Origin of the sequence: Pseudomonas sp. WS 5410 (assembly GCF_012985645.1) — a bacterium.
GTDB lineage: Bacteria > Pseudomonadota > Gammaproteobacteria > Pseudomonadales > Pseudomonadaceae > Aquipseudomonas > Aquipseudomonas shahriarae.
Genome location: NZ_JAAQWS010000007.1, coordinates 179154 through 198354, shown reverse-complemented (window position 1 = coordinate 198354; position 19201 = coordinate 179154). Strand labels below are relative to the sequence as shown.

Here is a 19201-nt window from a genome sequence, read left to right as displayed (position 1 = left end):
GGAAAAGCCGACGGCCCGCGTGGTTTAACGGGGCGCCTAAGATCAAAATCACAAGCAAAGCGAGGCGGCCCGACAGCCGACCTGATCGTCGAGGCGTGCGCGGTCTCCCTGTAGGAGCTGGCCTGTCGGGTCGCCGCATCGCTGCGATGGCGGTGTATCAGTCGATAAATGTATTGGCTGAGACACCGTCATCGCAGGCAAGCCAGCTCCCACAGGGAATGCAGCTTCGCGCTCTGGCTTTGTTGTTGCTCCGCTTTTGATCTTGTGGGTTAGTGGCAGCTTTGGCACTGGGGAGGATCTGGTGGGAAGAAGCTGGATTAAGCAGGACAATTCGTGATGAGCCCGACAAGACGGGGCGTTGCGGGGAGCATCCACTGCGGGGCGGCTCAAGAACGATGCCAAAGAGCTGCAAGACCAAAATCAATCAGTCTTGAGCAGTGCGCCCCAATTTAACAGGCTCTTTGGCACCGATAGCGGTGTGACTAGATCCAGCCACCAGCCCATACAACGCGGCCAATGATCCGCAGATCATTCAGCTTTTCCTTGGGCACGATCATATCTCTGTAGGCCTTGTTCTCGCTGATGATGTGGATCGAGCCGTCGAACTGGCGTTGAAGCCTCTTGGCGTAGAGATGGTCATCCAACTGGATGACGTAGACAGCCTCACCCTCAAGGGTGTTGCGGCCGTGGTCAATGACAACCGTATCGCCGTCGTTCAAAAGCCCGAGCATCGAGTCGCCGTCTACTCGGATAGCAGAAAGCCTGGATGGCTCCAAGCCCTTCTTACGAAGCGAGTAGGCCGTGAAAGCGAGCATAGTCAGTACCTTCGCCCCATCGTTCCACGATCCATGCCCACCGCTGCAATAGGCGTCGTACAGAGGCACGTAGACATACGCACTCTCGTCAGGTGCCGCAGCAACCATGCCCCTCTGTCTATCCCCCTCTCCTGACGCAAGCCACCCAATATCCACACCTACGGCCTTTGCAATATCAACGCAACGGGCAACCTTTGGTTCCCTATGTCCCGTCAGGTAGTACTCCAGAGTTCGTCGAGGTATAGCCGTTAGGCGCGAAAGTTCGTCGCCGCTTCCGGCTATCTCAGCGCATTCTCGGATGCGCGCCGCTAGCCCCTCACTCATTTCGCTTTCTCCAAAGGAGAAAACGAAACCCTGCCGCAAAAGAAAACGAAATTTCGCATTCCAATTAAAGCCTTTAAAAACAATGGCATAGCTTCACCGCTTATAAAAATGCCGGTTCCGGCAAAGCGAAATGCCGCTTTTCGCTTTACCACCAAGAACAAAGCGGCTATGTTTATGCCGTAAGTGACGTTAGACACCCCAAAAAAACCACCCTTCCCGGTGGTTAAAACTGGACGTATGGCATGAACAAAACCGAAATCCCTTTGAATCCGACCCAACGCTGGGAATGGATCAAGTACCAGCTACGTGCCAAAGGCACTTCGCTGGCGATGTTGGCGCGTGAACTCAACGTCTCTGACACTGCCGTTAAAAACGCTAAACGCACAGCTTACCCGCGTATGGAACGAGCGATAGCCAAGGCTCTGGGCCTTCAGCCAATCGACTTGTGGCCGGACCGTTGGAACGCCAACGGCACCCCATATCGGATCAGGTCACAACGTGCCGAGAAGAACGCAACTTATAGCCAAGAGCATAACCCAGCTTATGACCTTCGGCACCGTAAAACAGGTACGGAGGGATAAACATGCGCAAAGTCAAAGACGACCGGACGTTAGACATCTTCTCCGTCCCACAGCCGGTTCTAGCTATACCTGGTAACGGCAACAATGCAGCCCAGGTAAGTGAACTGATCGGCGAGATCCTTAAAGGTTCAGATCTAGACCGCTATGAAATTGCAGCTCGTATGTCTCGACTCTCGGGTGACGATGTAAGCAAGCACATGCTTGATGCATGGTCGAGTCCGGCCCGGACAGATCACAACCTGCCGTTCTACAGAGCCCCCCTGTTAGAAGAAGTATGCAGTTGCCACGCACTGACCAACTGGCTGGCCGAACAACGCGGCGGGCGTATTGCTTACGGTCGTGACGCACTCAATGCGGAACTGGGGCGGCTGGAACGCCTGCGCGATGATGCCGGACGTAAGGCACGCGAACTCAAGCGTGCATTGGGTGACAGCCATGCGTAATTGGTATTCAGCCGGCGAGCTGGCTGGCTTGCCTGGAATGCCAGGAACAGAGCGCGCCATTCAAATACGCGCCAAGCGTGAGCGTTGGGAAGGCCAGCAGCGTCTTGGCAGTAAGGCCATTGAGTACACCCTTTCGGTCCTGCCAAAGGAAACCCAGGCAGCGCTTTTGACAGCAACGCTCGTAGAAAACGCCGTTGAACCAGTCGCTGAAAAACACGTAGTAACAGCCGGGCGTGACTCAGAAAAAGCGTCACGCTTGAACGATGCACAGTCTTCTGTAATGACTGCGCGCCTTGCGTTCGTGCGTGAAATCGAACGCATGAGCAAGGTAGTCAGCCAAAACCGCGCCATCCTTACTCTGGTTGGGTTGGCTAAAACCGGCGACCTCAGTCCGTATCTGAATGAGCGAGTAATCCGCGCCAACGACCGCAAGACCGAAGACCGCACCCTGTCTGAGCGCACCCTCAAGCGTTGGCTGGCGGACTACCGCGCCCACGGCGAAATAGGCCTAGCTCCGGCCCGTCGTCAAAAAGACATGAGCGTCCCGACCTGGGCGCAAGCATTCCTCAAGCACTACCAGCGACCGCAGAAACCGAGTGTTGAAGCTGCGTATGAGCAGTTCAAGCAATTGCACCAGGACATCAATTCCACTGTTTGCCCGAGCATTCATGCGGTGCGCCGTTGGCTGAAAAAACTCAGCCCGTCGGTACGGGAGCAAGGGCGCATGGGTCCGCACGAACTGAACGCCTTAAAAGCCTATAACCGCCGTCAGGCCGACATGCTCTGGCCGAATGACGTGTGGGTGGCCGACGGCCACACCTTTGACGCCGAAGTGATCAATCCATTGACGGGGCAGATTTTCCGCCCAGAAATCACCATGGTCATTGATTGGGGCACCCGCCGTATCGTCGGTTTCTCCGTCAACCTGGCGGAGTCAACCCTAGCCACACTGGACACCTTACGTGACGGCGTAAGTCGTTGCGGCATGTACAAGGTGTTTTACGTCGACAACGGCAGCGGTTTTGACAACTCCGTTGTTTACGAGGTCAACGACCGCCTGGGCGGCACTATCACGCACTCATTGCCCTACAACTCTCAGGCTCGCGGCGTAATTGAGCGCCCCCATAAAACCATCCTGGTTCGGCTCGCCAAGACGTTCGACAGTTATATCGGCGCCGATATGGATAAAGAGGCCGCTACCAAGACCCACAAACTGTCCCGTAAACAGCTTGCCCTGGGCATCGCGCCGACAGTCGTACCTGAATTTTCGGTGTTCTTCGCGGCCCTGCAAGAAGCACTCGATGACTACAACCGCCGCCCACATCGTGGCCTGCCGAAGTTCCGCGACCTTGCGACCATGCGCAAGCGCCACCAAAGCCCAATGGAGTCTTGGAAGTCGGCAGAGGCCGAGGGCTGGGAACCATTGCTGGCTGACAGCAACATCGTCGAGAGCCTGACCCGGCCACAGGTCGAGCGCACCGTCCACCGTTGCCAGGTGCAATGGAACAGCGGCACCTACTTCCTTAAAGACCTGGACGGCTTCCACGGGGAACAGGTCCGCGTGGCCTATGACTTCCGCGACGCTAGCCGTGTTTGGGTCCACTCCCTAGAGGGCGATCTGATCGGCGAGGCGCTGCTCGACGGGAACGCCAGTCCAGCCATGCCGAAAACCATGCTGGAAAAAGCCAGCGAGAAACGCGAACGCGGCCAGCTGTCCCGCCTGGTCAAAAAAGCCAAAACCATTACCGGGCAAGACGTGGAAATGCGCGTCATTGCTTCGCAGTCGAGCCAGTACGACCTGTCGCCTGAACAACTCGCCGAGGCCCAGCGCTTCGCCCAACTGGCTGCACCGCAGGCCTCGGCCTTCGAATTGCCCACCGACCCAACCGCCCGATACCGCCTCTGGCTCCAGATCGACGGCCGCATCACCAGCGGCGAGTCGCTGACGGCCGAGGAAACGCAATGGCATGCCCGCTACCCGCAACACCCGGACTTCAAATCTATTCAGCAAATGTTCGCGTTCGCCGACCAGGCCCGCGCTTAACCCAAGACCTTTAGGAGTCGCATTATGAGTGTTACCAAGATCGTTCCCCTGACCAATGTCGGCCTCTTGTCAGCCGCCATCGCCCGAGCCCATGCCCGCCCAGCCGGCCTGCCTGGTTTGGTGGTGATGTACGGCGCAAGCGGGCTGGGTAAAAGCGTGGGCGCTGCCTTCGCCGCCAACCAACATCGCGCCTACTACGTGGAGTGTCGCGATACCTGGAGCAAGAAAGCTTTCCTGCTCGCCATCCTGCGCGAAATGAGCATCCAGCCAGAGCGCACCTTGTCACAGATGGTTGATCAGATCGCCGAGCAGCTATCCCGCAGTGGTCGCCCACTGTTAATTGACGACGTACAGTACCTGCTGGAAAAGGCCGTCGCCAACGTCCTGACCGACATCTACAACGCCAGCCAGGGAACCATCGTCCTGATCGGTGAAGAGCGAGTGCCCGGTAGTTTGGCTAAGTTGGAGCGCCTGCATAACCGTGTGCTGGAGTGGGTGCCTGCGCAACGCGCCACCCTTGACGATCTGCGCGCCTTGAGCAAGGCCAGTTATCCATCACTGCGCTTTGCCGATGACCTGTTGGAGGATCTGCGGACCAAGGTCGGTGGGTGCCTTCGCCGTATCGCCGTCAACCTATATCGGGTCTACAGCGAAACCCAAGCCCAGGCCATCGACAGCATCGACCTCGCCGGTTGGGGCTCACGCGGTTGGTTTACCGGCGAAGCGCCGTCGCGGAGGGCTTGAGCCATGGGAATCAGAGCCGATCTGGTGATGGTGGGAGGAAAGCCCCCACGCCAACATATTTGGGAAGCCATTCGTGCCATCAACGCCAGCCCTAAAGAGCTGACGACTTACGCTGTTGCTCGAAAGTCGAACCAGGACGACCAAACCGTACGTGGCTATTTTCGAGACATGGAAAAGGCCGGCATTGTCAGCAAAGTTCGCAACGTCGGGCGCTTCGATGCCGAGTGGGAACTCCTTAAAGACGAAGGCGTTGAAGCCCCGCGCATTACCCGTAGCGGCAAAGTTTCCAAGTATGCAGCCGGTGCCGAGAACGTCTGGCGGGCATTGCGCATCCTGGGCGAGTTTAGCGCCGCCGAGGCCGCCGTCGCCGCCAGCGTCAACGGCGTGTCCATTAGTGAGTTTGGCGCTCACGTGTATTTGTCAGGCCTGGCAAAGGCTGGCTATGTGACACGTCGAGGCGGAACGCCTGGTGTTAAAACCCGTTTCAGCCTGGTCCCGTCCCGCTACACCGGCCCCAAACATCCGATCTATCAGCGCGACTTTCACCAGGTCTATGACCCGAACCTAGATCAGGTCGTGTGGCGCAAAGCTGACCAGGAGGTGGCCGAATGAACCAGGTCAACCTGTCCGCCTGGGGCAACGAAGTGCCATTGTTCGTGCGCTTGCTTGCCGCTGAGGTAGCCGCCAGCAACAAAACCAAGGCCAGCCAGCGCATTGGCATGAGCCGCACGGCCGTCAGCCTGATTCTCTCCAACCGCTACGCATCCCCCAGCACGGCGGGTGTGGAGCGGCGCGTGATGGAAACTCTGGGCCGCATTGAATGTGTCGCCCTGGACGAGACCGTCACCTCTGACCAGTGCCAAAGCTACCGCGAAAAACCGGCACCGACTCACAATCCCCAGGCGATGCAGCACTGGCGCGCCTGCCAACACTGCCCAATCAACCCCGACTGCTGCAACCAGGAGAACGCCCATGCTCGCCTCCACTAACCGCACGCCATTGAAAGTCCTGACCCCGACCCTGGCAGACCGTCTGCGGGTGTTTAACGCCGCCGCCCGCAATTTGCAGGCCCATGGCATCCGCGTGCAGGCGTTTCACCCTGCAAGCAATCTCCTGGTGATCACTCCCGAGTCAGGTCAGCGCCTGATCAGCCTCGGCCATACCGAAGGCTACAAGCGCTATCCCACGGCCGGTAGCACCCGTTTCAACGTGCAGTTCCAGGGCGTGACCCTGGAATGGCGCGAACCCATTAGCGCTTCCCGTCCTGCTGACTGGTCGCGACTGACTCTCCACTGAGGAACCTTGCAATGACACAACTACAAACCATCCCCGAAGGCTACCGGGCCGACGCGCAGAAACGCTTGATTCATGAAAGCCTGATTAAGCCTATCGACCTGGAGCGGGACGCCTTGGTTCTTGCCCTGGTTGAAAAGGCCCGCGCCGCTAGTGAAGTCCTGGCGAAGTTCAAAGCCTCGGCCTTCGGTGATATTGAAGCCTTTGTGGAACTAAGCGCCGAGCAGTACGGCACGCAGATCGGCGGCAAGAAAGGCAATGTCAGCCTGATCAGCTTCGATGGGCGCTTCAAGATCATGCGCGCCGTCCAGGAAAGCATCGCCTTCGACGAACGCCTCCAGGCAGCGCGGGCATTGATTGATGAATGCCTGCGCGACTGGACCACCGGGGCACGCCCCGAAGTGGTCACGCTTGTGAATGACGCCTTTCGGACTGACCAGAAAGGCGACATCCGCACAGCCCGCGTCTTGGCATTGCGCCGGATGGAAATTACCGATGAGCGCTGGCAGCGCGCCATGCAGGCCATTGGTGATGCCTGCCAGGTGGTTGGCTCCAAGTCCTACATCCGTGTGTATCAGCGTGTAGGTGATACGGAGCAGTACGAACCTATCAGCCTTGATATCGCGGGGGTCTGATCATGCAGCGCTATCACGACACCCGCAGCGATCCGTTGCCCATCCACTCGCCGCAACACGACGTTGAACGCGCCAACCTAGACCGCCTGACTGAGCAGTTCTTGGATCGTGGCGGACAAATCCAGAAGGTCGGCCACCAGATGAGCAGCGCACCAGCGACCTTCACGATTAACCCGGAACGGTCGCCAGTCTATGCCCACTTGTTTGTCTCTGTGGCCGCTGATCCGCCCTCGGTATCTGCCGAGCTTGAGGAAGTCGCACCGGACACCCGCAAGCACGCCACGTTGATCATGGCAGATGCAGCCTTGGGCAACTCCCCTAGGTGGATCGCACGTAAGCACCACATGACCGAAAAGTACGTGCGCCAGGTTGCCCGCGATTACCGCATTACTTTCCACACTCAACGATAGGAAGCCCCATGGCAAAGATCACAATCACCCTGGAGGACCGCGCCGAAGGCAACGGCAAGCCCTCCGTCACCGTTGATATGACAGGCGTACCGACCAGCTCCCTGGGAACACCCCGGCAGACGGAAGCTGTGCGACTTTCCAACAAGGTATTCGACCTGGTCGCCAGCGAAAAGATGTTGGGTGCCATTCCTGCCTGCCGCTGGCAACCCACCACCATGACCCTTCAATAAGCGAAACCGCCCCGGCCATCCGGGACGGTCTGTCAGGCGTGGTTGCCTGGTACTGATGAGCAGCCGAGGAAGATATGGATCACAGCAAAGCCTTAGAAAAGATCAAAAAACTGTTGCGCCTGGCAGCAAGCGACAACCCGCACGAAGCCGCCGCTGCCATGCGCCAGGCCCGTGCCTTGATGGAAAAGTATCGTTTAGAAGAATCGGATATCCAGCTATCCGAAGTGTACGAATGTGCCGCCCGTAGTGGTTCAAAAATGACCCCGCCGCAATGGGAAGCCAACCTGGTTGGAGCCGTTACTCAAGCCTATGCCTGCAAAGTCCTGTTCATGGCCGGTATCGGCGAATGGCGCTTTATCGGTGAACTAGCGGAGTTGGCCAGCTACACCATGACCCTATTGCTGCGCCAGGTTCGGCAGTCTCGACGCGACTTTATCAACACTCAGTTGAAGCGTTGCAAGACCGCGACCAAGACCAAACGCGCCGACGTGTTCTGTGCGGCCTGGGTATCGGCCGTGCGAAAGCAGGTCATGGCCTTTGCTGGCAATGATGAACCATCCCCGGCGACTTCGGCGTACATGCTCAAGCACCACACAGAAACGGAAAAGCTCGCCTGCCGCGACCGTAACGCCAACCAGGGAAATGGTGTGCGTGCCATGACTGACGCCCTGCACGGCATTCTTGCGGCGGGCGATGTGCGCTTAAACCATGGGGTTAACGGTCAGGAACAGCTTGCCCTGCACTAAGCGAAACCGTCCCGGCTTGCTGGGGCGGTCTGCCGGACGTGGTTGTCCGGTACTGATGAGCAGCCACCCATGACAGACGAATCACCCACACAGCGCAAAACCCGCCTGGCTCGCGAGCGTAAACGCGCCCAGCGCAAGCGCGACAAGGACAAGCGCCTGGCTATGGGCGCTAGCAAACTCAAGATGGAAATCTATAGCGGCACCAGGAGCGAAGTGGAACAGATCCGCAGCGCCGGGGCGTTCGATGAAACAGAACACGCGCTCACCATGGCTATTCATGGTGTCGCCGCACTGTCCCGAAACGACCCGGCCGCGTTCCAGGCCCTGATCAAAGGAGGAAGACAATGAGCACGCGAAACCTGCAACTGAGCAAAATCCATATCGCCAAAAAGGATCTGGGACTGGATGACGAAACCTACCGCGCCTTACTGGTCCGTGTGGCCGGTGTGCGCTCGGCCAAAGACCTGACCCCACGCCAGACCGGCGCAGTACTTGCCGAGTTCACCCGGTTGGGCTGGGCGTCAGCTCCGGCTAAAAAGCATGGCCGCAAAACGCCGAAACCTGCGCCAGACAGGGAGAAACTGGTGGGTAAGATTGAGGCCTTTCTCGCCGAAGCGAAACGCTCCTGGGCGTATGCTGATGGTATGGCCTTGCGCATGTTCAAGGTCGAGCGCGTGGAATGGCTCGACCCTGGGCAACTGCAAAAATTGGTTGCGGCATTGACCTACGATGCCCGCCGACATGGGAGGCCTGAACGATGAACGAAGAACTATTCCCGGACGACAGCGATAAGCTCGACCCTGATAAGGTTCTAGCTCACATGGAGTCACCCACCGTCCTTGCACGTTGGGAGGGCACCCTGGGTGAGATGGTCAGGGTTGCAGAAGTCGAGCTGCGTAAGGCGCTTAATAACCCGGACTGTGCCCCTGAATTGGCCCGCCGCGTGGTCTATTCGATCTGTGAACACCAGGGCGGTACAGTGATGTATCTGCCACGGGGCACAATCCTAAAGCGAGCTATGCGCGACGCGGCGATCTATCAAGATTGGCGAGACCGTGGGGTCAAACCCGCCGATATGGTCAGCAAGTACGACCTGTCGAGCCAAACGATTTATGACATCATTGCCCGTCAACGGGCGCTCCACCGTAAGAGCGAGCCCGACTTATTCGGCTTTGATGAAGGGACAGTTCACTGATGAAAAGGACAACGGCGTATTCGGCATCACTACTGATAGTAGGGCTTGGCGTATTGAATTTTGCTCATGCTGAAAGCGCCGTTGAAAAGCAAGCAACTCAGATCCTGCTGGATGCTTGCCCTACATTAGTGAACCTCCAAAAGACTTCTGAAGTATCAAGCCTAGTGGCTATCCGTCAGCCTGCCGAAGCCTTTGATGAGAAGCAGCTAGGCTGGAAGGAAATAGTTCAAGTTGCCGTTACCCTTACGTCTCCGGTGAAAACATTGCCCCGTGACTATTACGCATCTGGGCATACATGCTTCTACGATATTGGCGATGGGGGCATGTTCACAGTGAAGTCTCCGTGCAAGAAAATCTGCAACTTCGACACATCAACTAAGGGCGCAGCATACTTGCCAGTTCCTGCGACTAAAGCCCTACAGCTTGCAACTGAGTAACTAAAGCCCCGCTACCGAGCGGGGCTAAAACCTTAAACCCCCCTGAAATTACAACTTCTCCCCCCGTGCGCGAACCTACACCCGTTCATTCAAACGGCAGGTTCGCGCTATGCATTCCGCTCCCCCCAAAGTCTCCCGGCCCCAACGGCCGCGCCAGTTCGCCCAGCTTATTCAAGCCGCAGGTGATGACGCTGCGCGTGCGGTGCTGTGGGCCAAGGTTCCGGTCGACTGGCGGGAGTTGGTGCAGTCGCATATTTCACAAGCCGAAGCCCGCACTGAGCAACACGTCCGCGAACAGGAAAAGTTACGCCCCCCTGTAAGAACCATCACGCCAACCTTCGCCGAATACCAAGCCCCCAACTACGTGCGCGGCAATGCCTCTGTGGCCGCTCAACAACTGGCCGCACTGCGCGCCACCATGAACTCACCGCGAGTATCCCAATGACAACCACCACACCGAAGCGACAACCCCGCACGCCCCGCATGACCTTCTGGGCGTTGATCACCATCGCCTTGCTGTTCTGTCTGGCAATTGTCGCCCCAACCAAATTGCCCGTTGTCCTGTACAAATGTGGCCTGGTCACACTCGGCTGCGTGTTGGGCTACTGGCTCGACCGGGCACTGTTCCCCTATGCACGGCCAGACACGGTTCCAGCCTGCGACCGCTCCCTGGCGGGCATACGTCGCGCCCTGGTCGTGCTGGGCTGCGTTCTCGGCCTGACGTTGGGGCTCTGACATGCGGCGCTCTCGTTCCCTTCTATATATAGCTGCGGCCGGTATTGTCCTGTTGGTAGGCCTGGCCGCCAGCCCACCGGCCAAGGCCGAAATCCCAAACCAGGCCGAGCGCTACCGCCGCGACCTGACCCGCATCGCCCAGGCCGAATGGGGCCTGAATGCTCCGGTCGCCACCTTCGCCGCGCAGATCCACCAGGAAAGCCGCTGGAAGTTCGACGCCAGGTCGCCCGTCGGTGCGCAAGGCTTGGGCCAGGTGATGCCCTCGACCGCCACCTGGCTTGCCGGGCTGTTCCCCAAAGCCCTTGGCAAGGTCGAGCCGTACAACCCGGTTTGGTCCATGCAAGCGCTGGTCAGCTATGACCGTTGGCTGGCGAACCGCATCCAGGCGCGTGGCCCCTGCGAACAAGGGGCGCTGATCCTTTCTGCCTATAACGGCGGTTTGGGCTGGGTCATCAAAGATCGCAAGTTGGCATCGGCTAAAGGGGCCGATCCGCTGACCTGGTTCAATTCCGTCGAGCGGTTCAACAACGGCCGCTCGGCCGCAGCCTTCAAGGAAAACCGCCAATACCCGCGCCTGATCCTGCTGCGCTGGGAAGCCCTGTATGTCGCTGATGGCTGGGGCCAGGGGGTCTGCCAATGAAAAGCCTGTTTGACCTGGTCAAGCCACTGCTCTGGTACGTGGCTGTGATCGGTGTCGTGGTGTACGGCTTTCACTTGAATCGCCAGGACGGCTACGACGAAGGCTACAGCCTGGCTAAGTCCGAAGGGGAAACCGCTGTCGAGGTTCTGCGTAAAGAACACGCCGTGGAAAAGCAGCTCGCCGCCGATGCAGATCTGGCGCGGCTACGCATCGAGCAAGGCAAAAACAATCAACTGGCTAGCCAGCTTGCGGACACCAAAGAAACCCTGCGCCAGACCACTGACCGACTCACAGGAGATATTGCCCGTGTTACCAAACTCTATCGCCGCGCCCTCAATACGCAGCCCGAGCCGCTGCCTGCTGCTGTGTTCACTATTGGCTTTGTCCGCGTGTGGAACGCCGCAAACGGTATTACCCCCGGTTCCGCAATGCCAACCCCGAACGGCTCCGGCCGAACTTCTGCGCCTGCCAGCGGAACCGGAACCGCTGACGACCTCGACTCAGGCGTCACCCAGGAACAACTCCTGACCAACCAGGTACGCAATGGCGAGCTGTATGGAATCTGCCGGGCGCAGCTCAAAGACCTGATCAATTGGACCCGCAATGAAAGCAAGTGACTACGCCAGCGTCCTGGAAGCCCTGCACAACGAAAGCGCTTTAGCGACTCATTTGGCACAGCAAGAAATTTTGATCGGCCCCTCGGCTGAGTTCTGCCAGGTGGCTGATTGCGACATGCCGATACCCGAAGAACGGCGCCAAGCCATCCCCGGTGTGCAGCGTTGCGCGCAGTGCCAAACCCGTCGCGAAAGGAGCATGCGCTGATGGCGACACTCGAAATGCCAGTGTGGCAAATGATCAGTATCGCCGTGACCATTCTCGGCGCATTTGTCGGCGTTATGAAAATGCTCCTGGTGCAAATGGAACGGCGCCTGGATCAACGCTTTGCCGTGGTGGACAAGGACAGTGAGCGCCTGCGCGAGATGGAGATCGGCATGGAGCGCCTGCGTGGCGAGATGCCTTTGCACTACGTCCGCCGAGAAGACTGGGCACGCAATCAATCCATTATCGAAGCCAAGCTCGACGGCCTGGCACTCAAGTTAGAAAACGTTCAGCTCAAAGGACTACGCCCATGAACATTGATCCAGCCAAGGCCCGCCGGGAATCCCTGCGTTGGTACATCATCCTTACCCTCAACACATCGCGCCCCGTTGACCCCCACGAAGCGGTGGTGCTGTCGACCATCCAGGGCATCTTCCCCGACGCCACTAGCCTGGAGCTACGTCGCGAACTGGACTACCTGGCCGACCGCAGCCTGGCAACCCTGAAGAAACAGTCTAGCGGTGCGTGGATCTGCGGATTGACCCACTACGGTGTCGACGTGGCCGAGTACACCATCGACTGCAATCCTGGTATTGCCCGCCCAGAAAAATACTGGAGCTGACGCCATGCCCCCGCGCAGCAAAGTCGCCAGTCTGCCCAAGTCAGTTAAAAACTGGCTCGACAAAGCCTTGGCCGAAAACAACTTCAGCGATTACGAAGCCCTGGCTAACGAGCTGTCGACCCAGGGTTTTTCAATCAGCAAGTCTGCGCTGCATCGTTATGGTCAGGACTTCGAGTCCAAACTCTCGGCCTTGAAAATGGCAAGCGAACAGGCTCGCGCCGTGGTGGCCGCTGCGCCGGATGAAGAAGGCGCGGTCAACGAAGCGTTGATGCGCCTGGTCCAGGAACACCTATTCAAATTGCTGATGACTGATGGTGATCAGATGGACTTGCCGAAGGTAGCCAAAGCTGTGGCCGAGCTGGGCAAGGCTTCGGTGGTGCAGAAGAAATGGCAAGCCGAGTGGCGGGAGAAGGTCGAAACGGCAGCGGCTCGCGTTGATAAAATTGCCAAAAAAGGTGGGATGACTCAGGCAACGGCCGACGAAATCCGGCGCGAGATTTTGGGGATGGCATCGTGAGCCTCCCCCTTATCCTGGACAGCACCGCCACCTTGCTCGCACCGGCCGTGCTACTCGACTATCAGAAGGAATGGATCGGCATCCGCGCCCCTCTCAAAGTGGGCGAGAAGTCCCGGCGTATTGGCCTCACCTGGGCCGAAGCGGCAGACAATGTCCTGGTGGCAGCTTCCGAAAAATCGGCGGGCGGCCAGACGGTCTATTACCTGGGCTACAACCAGGACATGACCGTGGAATATATCCAGGCCTGCGCGATGTGGGCGCGAGCATACAACTACGCGGCCGAACAAATCGAAGAAGGCATCTGGCCTGATAGCGATCCTGACAAGCACATCAAGACCTACACCATCGCATTCCCCAGCGGACACCGCATTGTCGCGTTGACCAGTCGCCCGTCCAACCTGCGGGGCCGCCAGGGTGTTGTCGTGATCGACGAAGCTGCATTCCATGCGGACTTGGCCGAGTTGCTGAAAGCGGCCATGGCTCTTCTGATTTGGGGCGGTGAAGTCCATGTGATTAGCACCCACGATGGCACCGAAAATCCCTTTAATGACCTGGTCAACGAGATACGGGCAGGCAAGCGTAATGGCGAAGTGTTCCGCTGCACGTTCGGTGAAGCGGTAGCTGACGGACTGTACAAACGTGTCTGCTTGCGTAAGGGAATCGAGTACAGGCTTGAGGACGAACTCGCCTGGGTGAAGGACGTATACGGCTTTTACGGCGATGCCGCCGACGAGGAACTGGACTGCGTGCCGTCCCAGGGTGGGGGCGCCTTTCTCAGTATGGCCCTGGTCGAACAGCGCAGTAACCGTGACGTGCCGGTTCTGCGCCTGGCCTACCCGCAGGGTTACGAAACCATCGCCGAACACCTGCGATTGGCCGAGTCTCTGGGGTGGTGCGAAGAGCATCTGCTCCCGCTGCTCTCAGCAATCCCGCTGGATGTGCAGAGTTTTTACGGTATGGACTTCGGCCGCACTGGCGACCTCTCGGTCATTTGGCCGCTGCTCAAGGAACAGAACCTGCGCAGGCGCACACCCTTTGTGGTTGAGCTGCGGAATGTCCCGTTCAAGCAACAGGAGCAGATCAAGTTCTACATCCTTCGGCGCTTGCCCAACCTTCTCAAAGGTGCCGATGACGCCAGGGGCAACGGTTCGCAATTGTCGGAAGCCACCGCCATCGAGTTCGGCTTTAACCGTATTGAACGGGTGATGCTCACCGAGGGCTGGTATCGCGACAACATGCCGCCGTTCAAGGCTGCTCTGGAAGACGACACCTTCTACGACATCCCGGCCGACAAGGACGTGGTTAGCGACGTGCGCGCCTTTCGGATGGTCAAGGGCGTGGCCCGTATTCCAGAAAAGCGCACCAACGAGAAAGGCGAAAAGTCCGGGCCAAAGCGCCACGGCGATGCCGGTATCGCAGCTGTACTGGCTGACTACGCCTCTCGCCAGGAAGTCGAGATCATCGAATATCACCGAGTCCAACCCGCGTCCCAGCATGATCGAGAGATCCAGATCGGCGCCGGTTGGCGCTCCACAAAAGGCATTTGGTAATGGCTCAATCAAAAATCGTCGATCAGTACGGGCGCCCGATCCAGTACGACAAGCTCACCGAAGAGCTGGCGGCTGCACGCACCACCGGCATTCGCCAAGTTTGGCACCAGTCTGTAGCCAGCGGTTTAACGCCTGGTCGTCTTGCGGCCATCCTGCAAGCCGCCGCCGAAGGTTCGGCCCATGACTACCTGACCCTCGCCGAGGAAATGGAAGAACGGGATCTGCATTACGCCTCGGTGTTAGGCACTCGCAAGTTGGCGGTGTCTGGCCTTGCTATCCGGGTAGAAGCTGCCAGCGACGACGCCGAGGATGTAAGGCGCGCCGACCAACTCAAGGAAATTGTGGAGTCTCCAGAATTCGGCGAGCTGCAAGCCGACCTCACCGACGCCATGGGCAAGGGCTATGCCGTCTCCGAAATCATGTGGGACCGCAGCGGCAAGACTTGGAACCCATCGCGCTTTGAACCACGGGATCAGCGGTTTTTCCAGTTCGACCGCGACACCGGCCGGGAGCTGCGCCTGCTCGATGAGGCCGATATGGTCAATGGCATTGCCTTGACGCCGTACAAGTTCATTGTCCACCTGCCGCGCATCCGTTCGGGCTTGCCGATCAGGGGCGGTCTGGCGCGTTTGGCGGCGGTTGGCTACATGTGCAAAGCCTGGACCTGGAAGGACTGGATGGGCTTCGCGGATATCTTCGGCATGCCTATGCGTGTAGGCCGCTATGGTCCAGGCGCGAGCAAAGACGATATCAATACCCTGATGTCAGCCGTAGCCAACCTGGGCAGCGATGCAGCAGCGGTGATCCCGGACAGCATGCGTATCGAATTCACCCAGGCGGCGAACGTAACCGGCGCAGGCGACTTCTTTAAAGGCCTCGCCGAGTGGTGGGACAAGCAGATCAGCAAAGCGGTGGTCGGCCAGACCATGTCCACCGATGACGGCTCTAGCCAGGCCCAGGCAACGATCCATAACGAAGTCCGCCTGGATCTGTTGCAAGCTGATGCCAAGGCCGAATCGAACACGTTGAATCGCTACTTTGTGCGACCCTGGTGCGATTTGAACTTTGCACCTGGTCGGCCATATCCTCGGTTGATCATCGACGTACCGAAGCCCGAGAACACCAAAATCCTGATCGAGGCGCTCAAGGAGCTGGTGCCGCTGGGGTTGAAGGTCGAGCAGTCGGTTATCCGCGACAAGCTCAATATCCCGGCTCCAGCCGCAGGTGCCGAGTTGCTCGGTATCACTGCGCCAGTCGCTGCACCAGTACTGGCGCAGGCGACCAATAGCGAGCAAGTGCGCAAAAAACCGATAGAGATACCGGACATCGTGGACAACCAGGTGCAGACGTTGGAGCGAACGGCCGGAACATATCTGGATGATATGGTCGACCAGGTCAGGGAGCTGCTCGACTCAGTCAGCAGCCTGGAAGAGTTCCGGGATAGGTTGATAGAGACCTATCCAGCTATGACCACCAATCAACTGGCAGACGCGATGGCCGATGGAATGATGGCGGCTAGTTTGGCTGGACGTAATGATATTTTGAGAGGGTTATAACAGTGGCCGTCTCTTACGGCTCCTTGCCATTCAAAGAGCAGATCGACTATTTCCGCAGCAAAGTTAATCTGCCAACTCGCTCCTGGACGGATATCTATACCGCTGAACATGACTATGCCTTTGTTGTAGCCGGAGCAGTAAAAAGAGATCTGCTGACCGACTTACGGGGTGCTGTAGAGAAGTCCATCGCCAGCGGAACTACCCTAGAACAGTTCCGAAAAGACTTTGAGCAGGTCGTCGGCAAACATGGCTGGCAGTACAACGGCGGTCGTGGATGGCGCACTAATGTCATTTGGGAAACCAACTTGCGGCAGTCCTATAACGCCGGGCGCGAAGCGCAAATGGCTGATCCTGAACTACGCAAGCGCCGCCCATATGCAGTTTATCGCCACGGTGACAGCGCTCACCCTCGGCCGATGCACTTGTCCTGGAACGGTACTACCTTGCCGCTCGATGACCCATGGTGGGCAACCCATACCCCGCAAAATGGTTGGGGCTGCAAGTGCAAAAAGTTCATGGTCTCAGCCAGAGACGTAGAACGGATGGGGCTTACAGTTGGCTCGGCGCCCGCCATCGAGTGGGAAGACAGGGTCATTGGCAAGAACAGCCCTGAAGGACCGCGAACTGTTCGTGTGCCAAAAGGAATTGACCCAGGCTTTGAATATGCACCAGGTCAGTCGAAACTATCCGGCGCGGTCCCTCCTTTACGGGCACATGACCCACTGCCTGAAATTGAGGGCAAGCCCGCCAGCGCTCACGCGGCAGGCCTGCCTAATCGCCGCGCCAGCGATGCACTGCCAGCGCCGCGTTCCGTTCCTGCCAGTCAGTTGCTGCCATCGGGTTTGACCGACGATGTATACGTGGATCGCTTCCTGGCCGAGTTCGGTGCCAAACAAAGCGCGCCAGCATTGTTCAAGGATGTGACCGGTGATTCCGTGGTGATTGGCCGCGATATGTTCACAGTCAAGCGCACAGGTGCCTTGAAAGTACAAAAGCGTGGCCGGGAGCGCACGCTACTCCTTGTTGCCCAGGCATTGCGAGAACCTGATGAAATTTGGGTTCGCTTGGAATGGCTCTATGCACAGCAAAAAGCGGTAGTTCGTCGCCGTTACCTTGCGCGCTTTGAAGTCGAGGGCAACCCAGCACCTGCGCTGGCTGTGTTTGAAGTAGGCGATGATGGCTGGGATGGCGTAACGGGCTTTGTTGCTGACAGCGAAGACTACCTGGATGACCTGCGCCTCGGCGTTAGGTTGTATCGCCGCCCCCAATAAAAAGCCCCGACGCTGTCACGCCGGGGCCGCCCCGGATGTAGGCATGGAGGCCCTGACAGGGGCTGCTCATCCGATGGGATGTACTGATAGTAGGAGAGAACCGTGGCAGGTGCAATGCTCGATGTCACCTTAGATACAAGCCAGGTCGGCAAGGCCCTGGACGATTTGGCCGACCGCCTGGGAGACCTGACTACCCCGCTCAATGACATAGGTGAGTACCTTCAGATATCCACCGATGATCGGTTTAGACAGAAGGTGGCCCCGGATGGCTCACCCTGGGCGCCACTCTCACCCGTCACCCTCGCCAGAAAGAAAGGCAGCGGCATCCTGCGAGAGAAAGGCACGCTCCAGGACACGTTGCGCAGACAAGTCACCAGCACGGAGTTGGCCTTCGGTACGGACCGACCCTATGGTGCGGTCCACCAGTTCGGGCAGAAGAAAGGCGCGTCCGGTAAAACGAGCAGGGGCAGCTCTATTCCGTGGGGTGATATCCCTGCGCGGGAGTACCTGGGCTTATCTGCTGAGGATGAAACAGAAGTACTGCTCATCATTCATGAATATCTAAGAGCGCCAGTTAACTGATGGCGTCTCAAATCTCCTGGGAGCAGAGCGCATGTCTAATTGCACCGTCCGGTTAGCAAGGGCGCCGAAGGGGCGTTAGACCCGCGTTAGATTTGCTCAGGGCTCGCCAATACAGCATCCTAGCTGCTCAAGCATGGCGCTTTGCCCACGGGCTGGAAAATCGCTACATTCGCCAGGCTTAAAAATATCTAGGGAGAGACGACGATGCCACATTGCTTTGTGATGCAGCCATTCGACGGCGGTGTATTCGATAGCCGCTACGAGGATGTTTACGCCCCCGCCATCAAAGATGCAGATCTTGAGCCGTACCGTGTTGACCGCGATCCGCAAGTGGTAATACCGATTCAAGATATTGAAAAAGGTATTAAAGACTCGCGCATATGTCTTGCCGATATCAGCCTCGACAATCCCAACGTATGGTTTGAGCTAGGGTACGCGATTGCTTTGAACAAAGAGGTCGTGCTTGTCTGCTCGGAGGAAAGAACTACTCGCTTTCCTTTTGACGTTCAACATCGGACGATCATTAAATATAAGACCGGTGCTCCAAGAGATTTTGTTTCTCTTAGAGAGAGCATTACCTCAAAATTAAAAGCCTTGCTAGAAAAGGAGGAGTCCATCTACACGGCAGCTAACCCTTCAGTTCTTCAACCCGTAGAAGGATTAGAGCAAGTTGAAGTCGTAGTAATGGCTGCAATTGGTGGCAATGCGGACTCGCCAGAGGACTTTATTGGGGTCGGCGTTATAAAGAACGACATGGAAAAAGCAGGATTTACAAATATCGCAACGACAATGGCATTGCGCACTCTGAGCAAGCGTAAGCTCATAGAGAATAAAGCCGATGAAAGTATGTATGGCGACTATCAAACTTATTGCCTTACAAATGCTGGCTGGGAGTGGATGCTAGAAAACAAAAGACTTTTCGTGCTCAAACAAGCACCTGTATCTCCACCAACGCCACCAGGTTGGGACGACCCGATTCCCTTCTAACCCAAACGACAACGCGCTCGGATAA

The 19201-nt window shown here is 57.8% G+C and carries 30 protein-coding genes and 2 other RNA genes; 30 read left to right on the top strand and 2 right to left on the bottom strand.

What is annotated here, in order from left to right:
* Positions 1-482: 482 nt before the first annotated feature.
* Positions 483-1139: a S24 family peptidase gene (locus HBO24_RS13100; RefSeq protein ID WP_170059856.1), complete on the bottom strand. Its 657-nt coding sequence runs from the start codon at positions 1137-1139 to the stop codon at positions 483-485.
* Entirely contained in the window at positions 1136-1336 is a 201-nt protein-coding gene (locus tag HBO24_RS13095; protein WP_170059855.1) for a hypothetical protein, read from the bottom strand. Before HBO24_RS13095 ends, HBO24_RS13100 begins: the two co-directional genes overlap by 4 nt.
* Before the next feature lie 45 nt (positions 1337-1381).
* Between HBO24_RS13095 and HBO24_RS13090 the strand changes: the two genes are divergently transcribed.
* The 30 genes from HBO24_RS13090 (at position 1382) to HBO24_RS12945 (ending at position 19176) form a co-directional block, all read left to right on the top strand.
* A complete protein-coding gene (locus tag HBO24_RS13090) occupies positions 1382-1720 on the top strand; it encodes a helix-turn-helix domain-containing protein (RefSeq protein WP_170059854.1) in 339 nt (112 codons plus the stop codon).
* A gap of 2 nt (positions 1721-1722) precedes the next feature.
* A complete protein-coding gene (locus tag HBO24_RS13085; protein WP_170059853.1) occupies positions 1723-2163 on the top strand; it encodes a hypothetical protein in 441 nt (146 codons plus the stop codon).
* Entirely contained in the window at positions 2072-4207 is a 2136-nt protein-coding gene (locus HBO24_RS13080) for a Mu transposase C-terminal domain-containing protein (RefSeq protein ID WP_346343268.1), read from the top strand. The genes HBO24_RS13085 and HBO24_RS13080 overlap by 92 nt, the downstream gene beginning before the upstream one ends.
* Before the next feature lie 24 nt (positions 4208-4231).
* Positions 4232-4951: an ATP-binding protein gene (locus tag HBO24_RS13075; RefSeq protein WP_170059851.1), complete on the top strand. Its 720-nt coding sequence runs from the start codon at positions 4232-4234 to the stop codon at positions 4949-4951.
* A 3-nt stretch (positions 4952-4954) separates the two neighbouring features.
* Positions 4955-5563, top strand: coding sequence for a hypothetical protein (locus HBO24_RS13070; protein WP_262381526.1), 609 nt, complete (start codon positions 4955-4957; stop codon positions 5561-5563).
* Positions 5560-5940: a hypothetical protein gene (locus tag HBO24_RS13065; protein ID WP_069557251.1), complete on the top strand. Its 381-nt coding sequence runs from the start codon at positions 5560-5562 to the stop codon at positions 5938-5940. Before HBO24_RS13070 ends, HBO24_RS13065 begins: the two co-directional genes overlap by 4 nt.
* Positions 5924-6247: a hypothetical protein gene (locus tag HBO24_RS13060; RefSeq protein WP_170059850.1), complete on the top strand. Its 324-nt coding sequence runs from the start codon at positions 5924-5926 to the stop codon at positions 6245-6247. Before HBO24_RS13065 ends, HBO24_RS13060 begins: the two co-directional genes overlap by 17 nt.
* A gap of 11 nt (positions 6248-6258) precedes the next feature.
* Positions 6259-6879, top strand: coding sequence for a DUF3164 family protein (locus tag HBO24_RS13055; protein ID WP_170059849.1), 621 nt, complete (start codon positions 6259-6261; stop codon positions 6877-6879).
* A 2-nt stretch (positions 6880-6881) separates the two neighbouring features.
* On the top strand, positions 6882-7289 hold the full coding sequence (locus HBO24_RS13050; protein WP_170059848.1) for a hypothetical protein: 408 nt from the start codon (positions 6882-6884) through the stop codon (positions 7287-7289).
* A gap of 8 nt (positions 7290-7297) precedes the next feature.
* Complete coding sequence (locus HBO24_RS13045) at positions 7298-7519, top strand: hypothetical protein (protein WP_170059847.1); 222 nt, start codon at positions 7298-7300, stop codon at positions 7517-7519.
* An RNA gene (locus tag HBO24_RS13040) (hammerhead ribozyme type II) lies at positions 7518-7588 on the top strand. Before HBO24_RS13045 ends, HBO24_RS13040 begins: the two co-directional genes overlap by 2 nt.
* Before the next feature lie 5 nt (positions 7589-7593).
* Positions 7594-8265, top strand: coding sequence for a DUF2786 domain-containing protein (locus tag HBO24_RS13035; protein ID WP_170059846.1), 672 nt, complete (start codon positions 7594-7596; stop codon positions 8263-8265).
* Positions 8264-8334, top strand: an RNA gene (locus tag HBO24_RS13030) — hammerhead ribozyme type II. Before HBO24_RS13035 ends, HBO24_RS13030 begins: the two co-directional genes overlap by 2 nt.
* A complete protein-coding gene (locus HBO24_RS13025) occupies positions 8335-8613 on the top strand; it encodes a hypothetical protein (RefSeq protein ID WP_092235932.1) in 279 nt (92 codons plus the stop codon).
* Complete coding sequence (locus HBO24_RS13020; protein WP_170059845.1) at positions 8610-9026, top strand: regulatory protein GemA; 417 nt, start codon at positions 8610-8612, stop codon at positions 9024-9026. The genes HBO24_RS13025 and HBO24_RS13020 overlap by 4 nt, the downstream gene beginning before the upstream one ends.
* Positions 9023-9460, top strand: coding sequence for a Mor transcription activator family protein (locus HBO24_RS13015; protein WP_104911940.1), 438 nt, complete (start codon positions 9023-9025; stop codon positions 9458-9460). The genes HBO24_RS13020 and HBO24_RS13015 overlap by 4 nt, the downstream gene beginning before the upstream one ends.
* Entirely contained in the window at positions 9460-9897 is a 438-nt protein-coding gene (locus HBO24_RS13010) for a hypothetical protein (protein WP_170059844.1), read from the top strand. The genes HBO24_RS13015 and HBO24_RS13010 overlap by 1 nt, the downstream gene beginning before the upstream one ends.
* A gap of 109 nt (positions 9898-10006) precedes the next feature.
* The gene (locus tag HBO24_RS13005) at positions 10007-10342 is read left to right on the top strand and encodes a hypothetical protein (RefSeq protein ID WP_170059843.1); all 336 of its coding nucleotides are present in this window, start codon (positions 10007-10009) and stop codon (positions 10340-10342) included.
* Positions 10339-10632 carry a putative holin gene (locus HBO24_RS13000; protein WP_262381525.1) on the top strand — a complete coding sequence of 98 codons (294 nt, stop codon included), beginning with the start codon at positions 10339-10341 and terminating at the stop codon, positions 10630-10632. Before HBO24_RS13005 ends, HBO24_RS13000 begins: the two co-directional genes overlap by 4 nt.
* 1 nt (position 10633) lies before the next feature.
* Positions 10634-11272 (top strand): transglycosylase SLT domain-containing protein, encoded by a 639-nt coding sequence (locus tag HBO24_RS12995; protein WP_170059842.1) that lies wholly within the window; start codon positions 10634-10636, stop codon positions 11270-11272.
* Positions 11269-11889, top strand: coding sequence for a DNA-packaging protein (locus tag HBO24_RS12990; RefSeq protein WP_170059841.1), 621 nt, complete (start codon positions 11269-11271; stop codon positions 11887-11889). Before HBO24_RS12995 ends, HBO24_RS12990 begins: the two co-directional genes overlap by 4 nt.
* Positions 11876-12094: a TraR/DksA C4-type zinc finger protein gene (locus tag HBO24_RS12985; RefSeq protein ID WP_170059840.1), complete on the top strand. Its 219-nt coding sequence runs from the start codon at positions 11876-11878 to the stop codon at positions 12092-12094. The genes HBO24_RS12990 and HBO24_RS12985 overlap by 14 nt, the downstream gene beginning before the upstream one ends.
* Positions 12094-12405 (top strand): hypothetical protein, encoded by a 312-nt coding sequence (locus tag HBO24_RS12980; protein WP_092235906.1) that lies wholly within the window; start codon positions 12094-12096, stop codon positions 12403-12405. Before HBO24_RS12985 ends, HBO24_RS12980 begins: the two co-directional genes overlap by 1 nt.
* Positions 12402-12713, top strand: a complete 312-nt coding sequence (locus HBO24_RS12975) for a hypothetical protein (protein WP_099170067.1) — start codon at positions 12402-12404, stop codon at positions 12711-12713. The genes HBO24_RS12980 and HBO24_RS12975 overlap by 4 nt, the downstream gene beginning before the upstream one ends.
* Positions 12714-12717: 4 nt before the next feature.
* Positions 12718-13230, top strand: a complete 513-nt coding sequence (locus tag HBO24_RS12970; protein WP_092235901.1) for a DUF3486 family protein — start codon at positions 12718-12720, stop codon at positions 13228-13230.
* Positions 13227-14780, top strand: coding sequence for a hypothetical protein (locus HBO24_RS12965; protein WP_170059839.1), 1554 nt, complete (start codon positions 13227-13229; stop codon positions 14778-14780). The genes HBO24_RS12970 and HBO24_RS12965 overlap by 4 nt, the downstream gene beginning before the upstream one ends.
* Positions 14780-16336 (top strand): DUF935 domain-containing protein, encoded by a 1557-nt coding sequence (locus HBO24_RS12960; protein WP_170059838.1) that lies wholly within the window; start codon positions 14780-14782, stop codon positions 16334-16336. Before HBO24_RS12965 ends, HBO24_RS12960 begins: the two co-directional genes overlap by 1 nt.
* 2 nt (positions 16337-16338) lie before the next feature.
* Positions 16339-17607 (top strand): PBECR2 nuclease fold domain-containing protein, encoded by a 1269-nt coding sequence (locus tag HBO24_RS12955; protein WP_170059837.1) that lies wholly within the window; start codon positions 16339-16341, stop codon positions 17605-17607.
* Positions 17608-17721: 114 nt separating this feature from the next.
* Positions 17722-18189: a phage virion morphogenesis protein gene (locus tag HBO24_RS12950; protein ID WP_178124555.1), complete on the top strand. Its 468-nt coding sequence runs from the start codon at positions 17722-17724 to the stop codon at positions 18187-18189.
* A 204-nt stretch (positions 18190-18393) separates the two neighbouring features.
* The gene (locus HBO24_RS12945; protein ID WP_170059835.1) at positions 18394-19176 is read left to right on the top strand and encodes a hypothetical protein; all 783 of its coding nucleotides are present in this window, start codon (positions 18394-18396) and stop codon (positions 19174-19176) included.
* Positions 19177-19201: the final 25 nt, after the last annotated feature.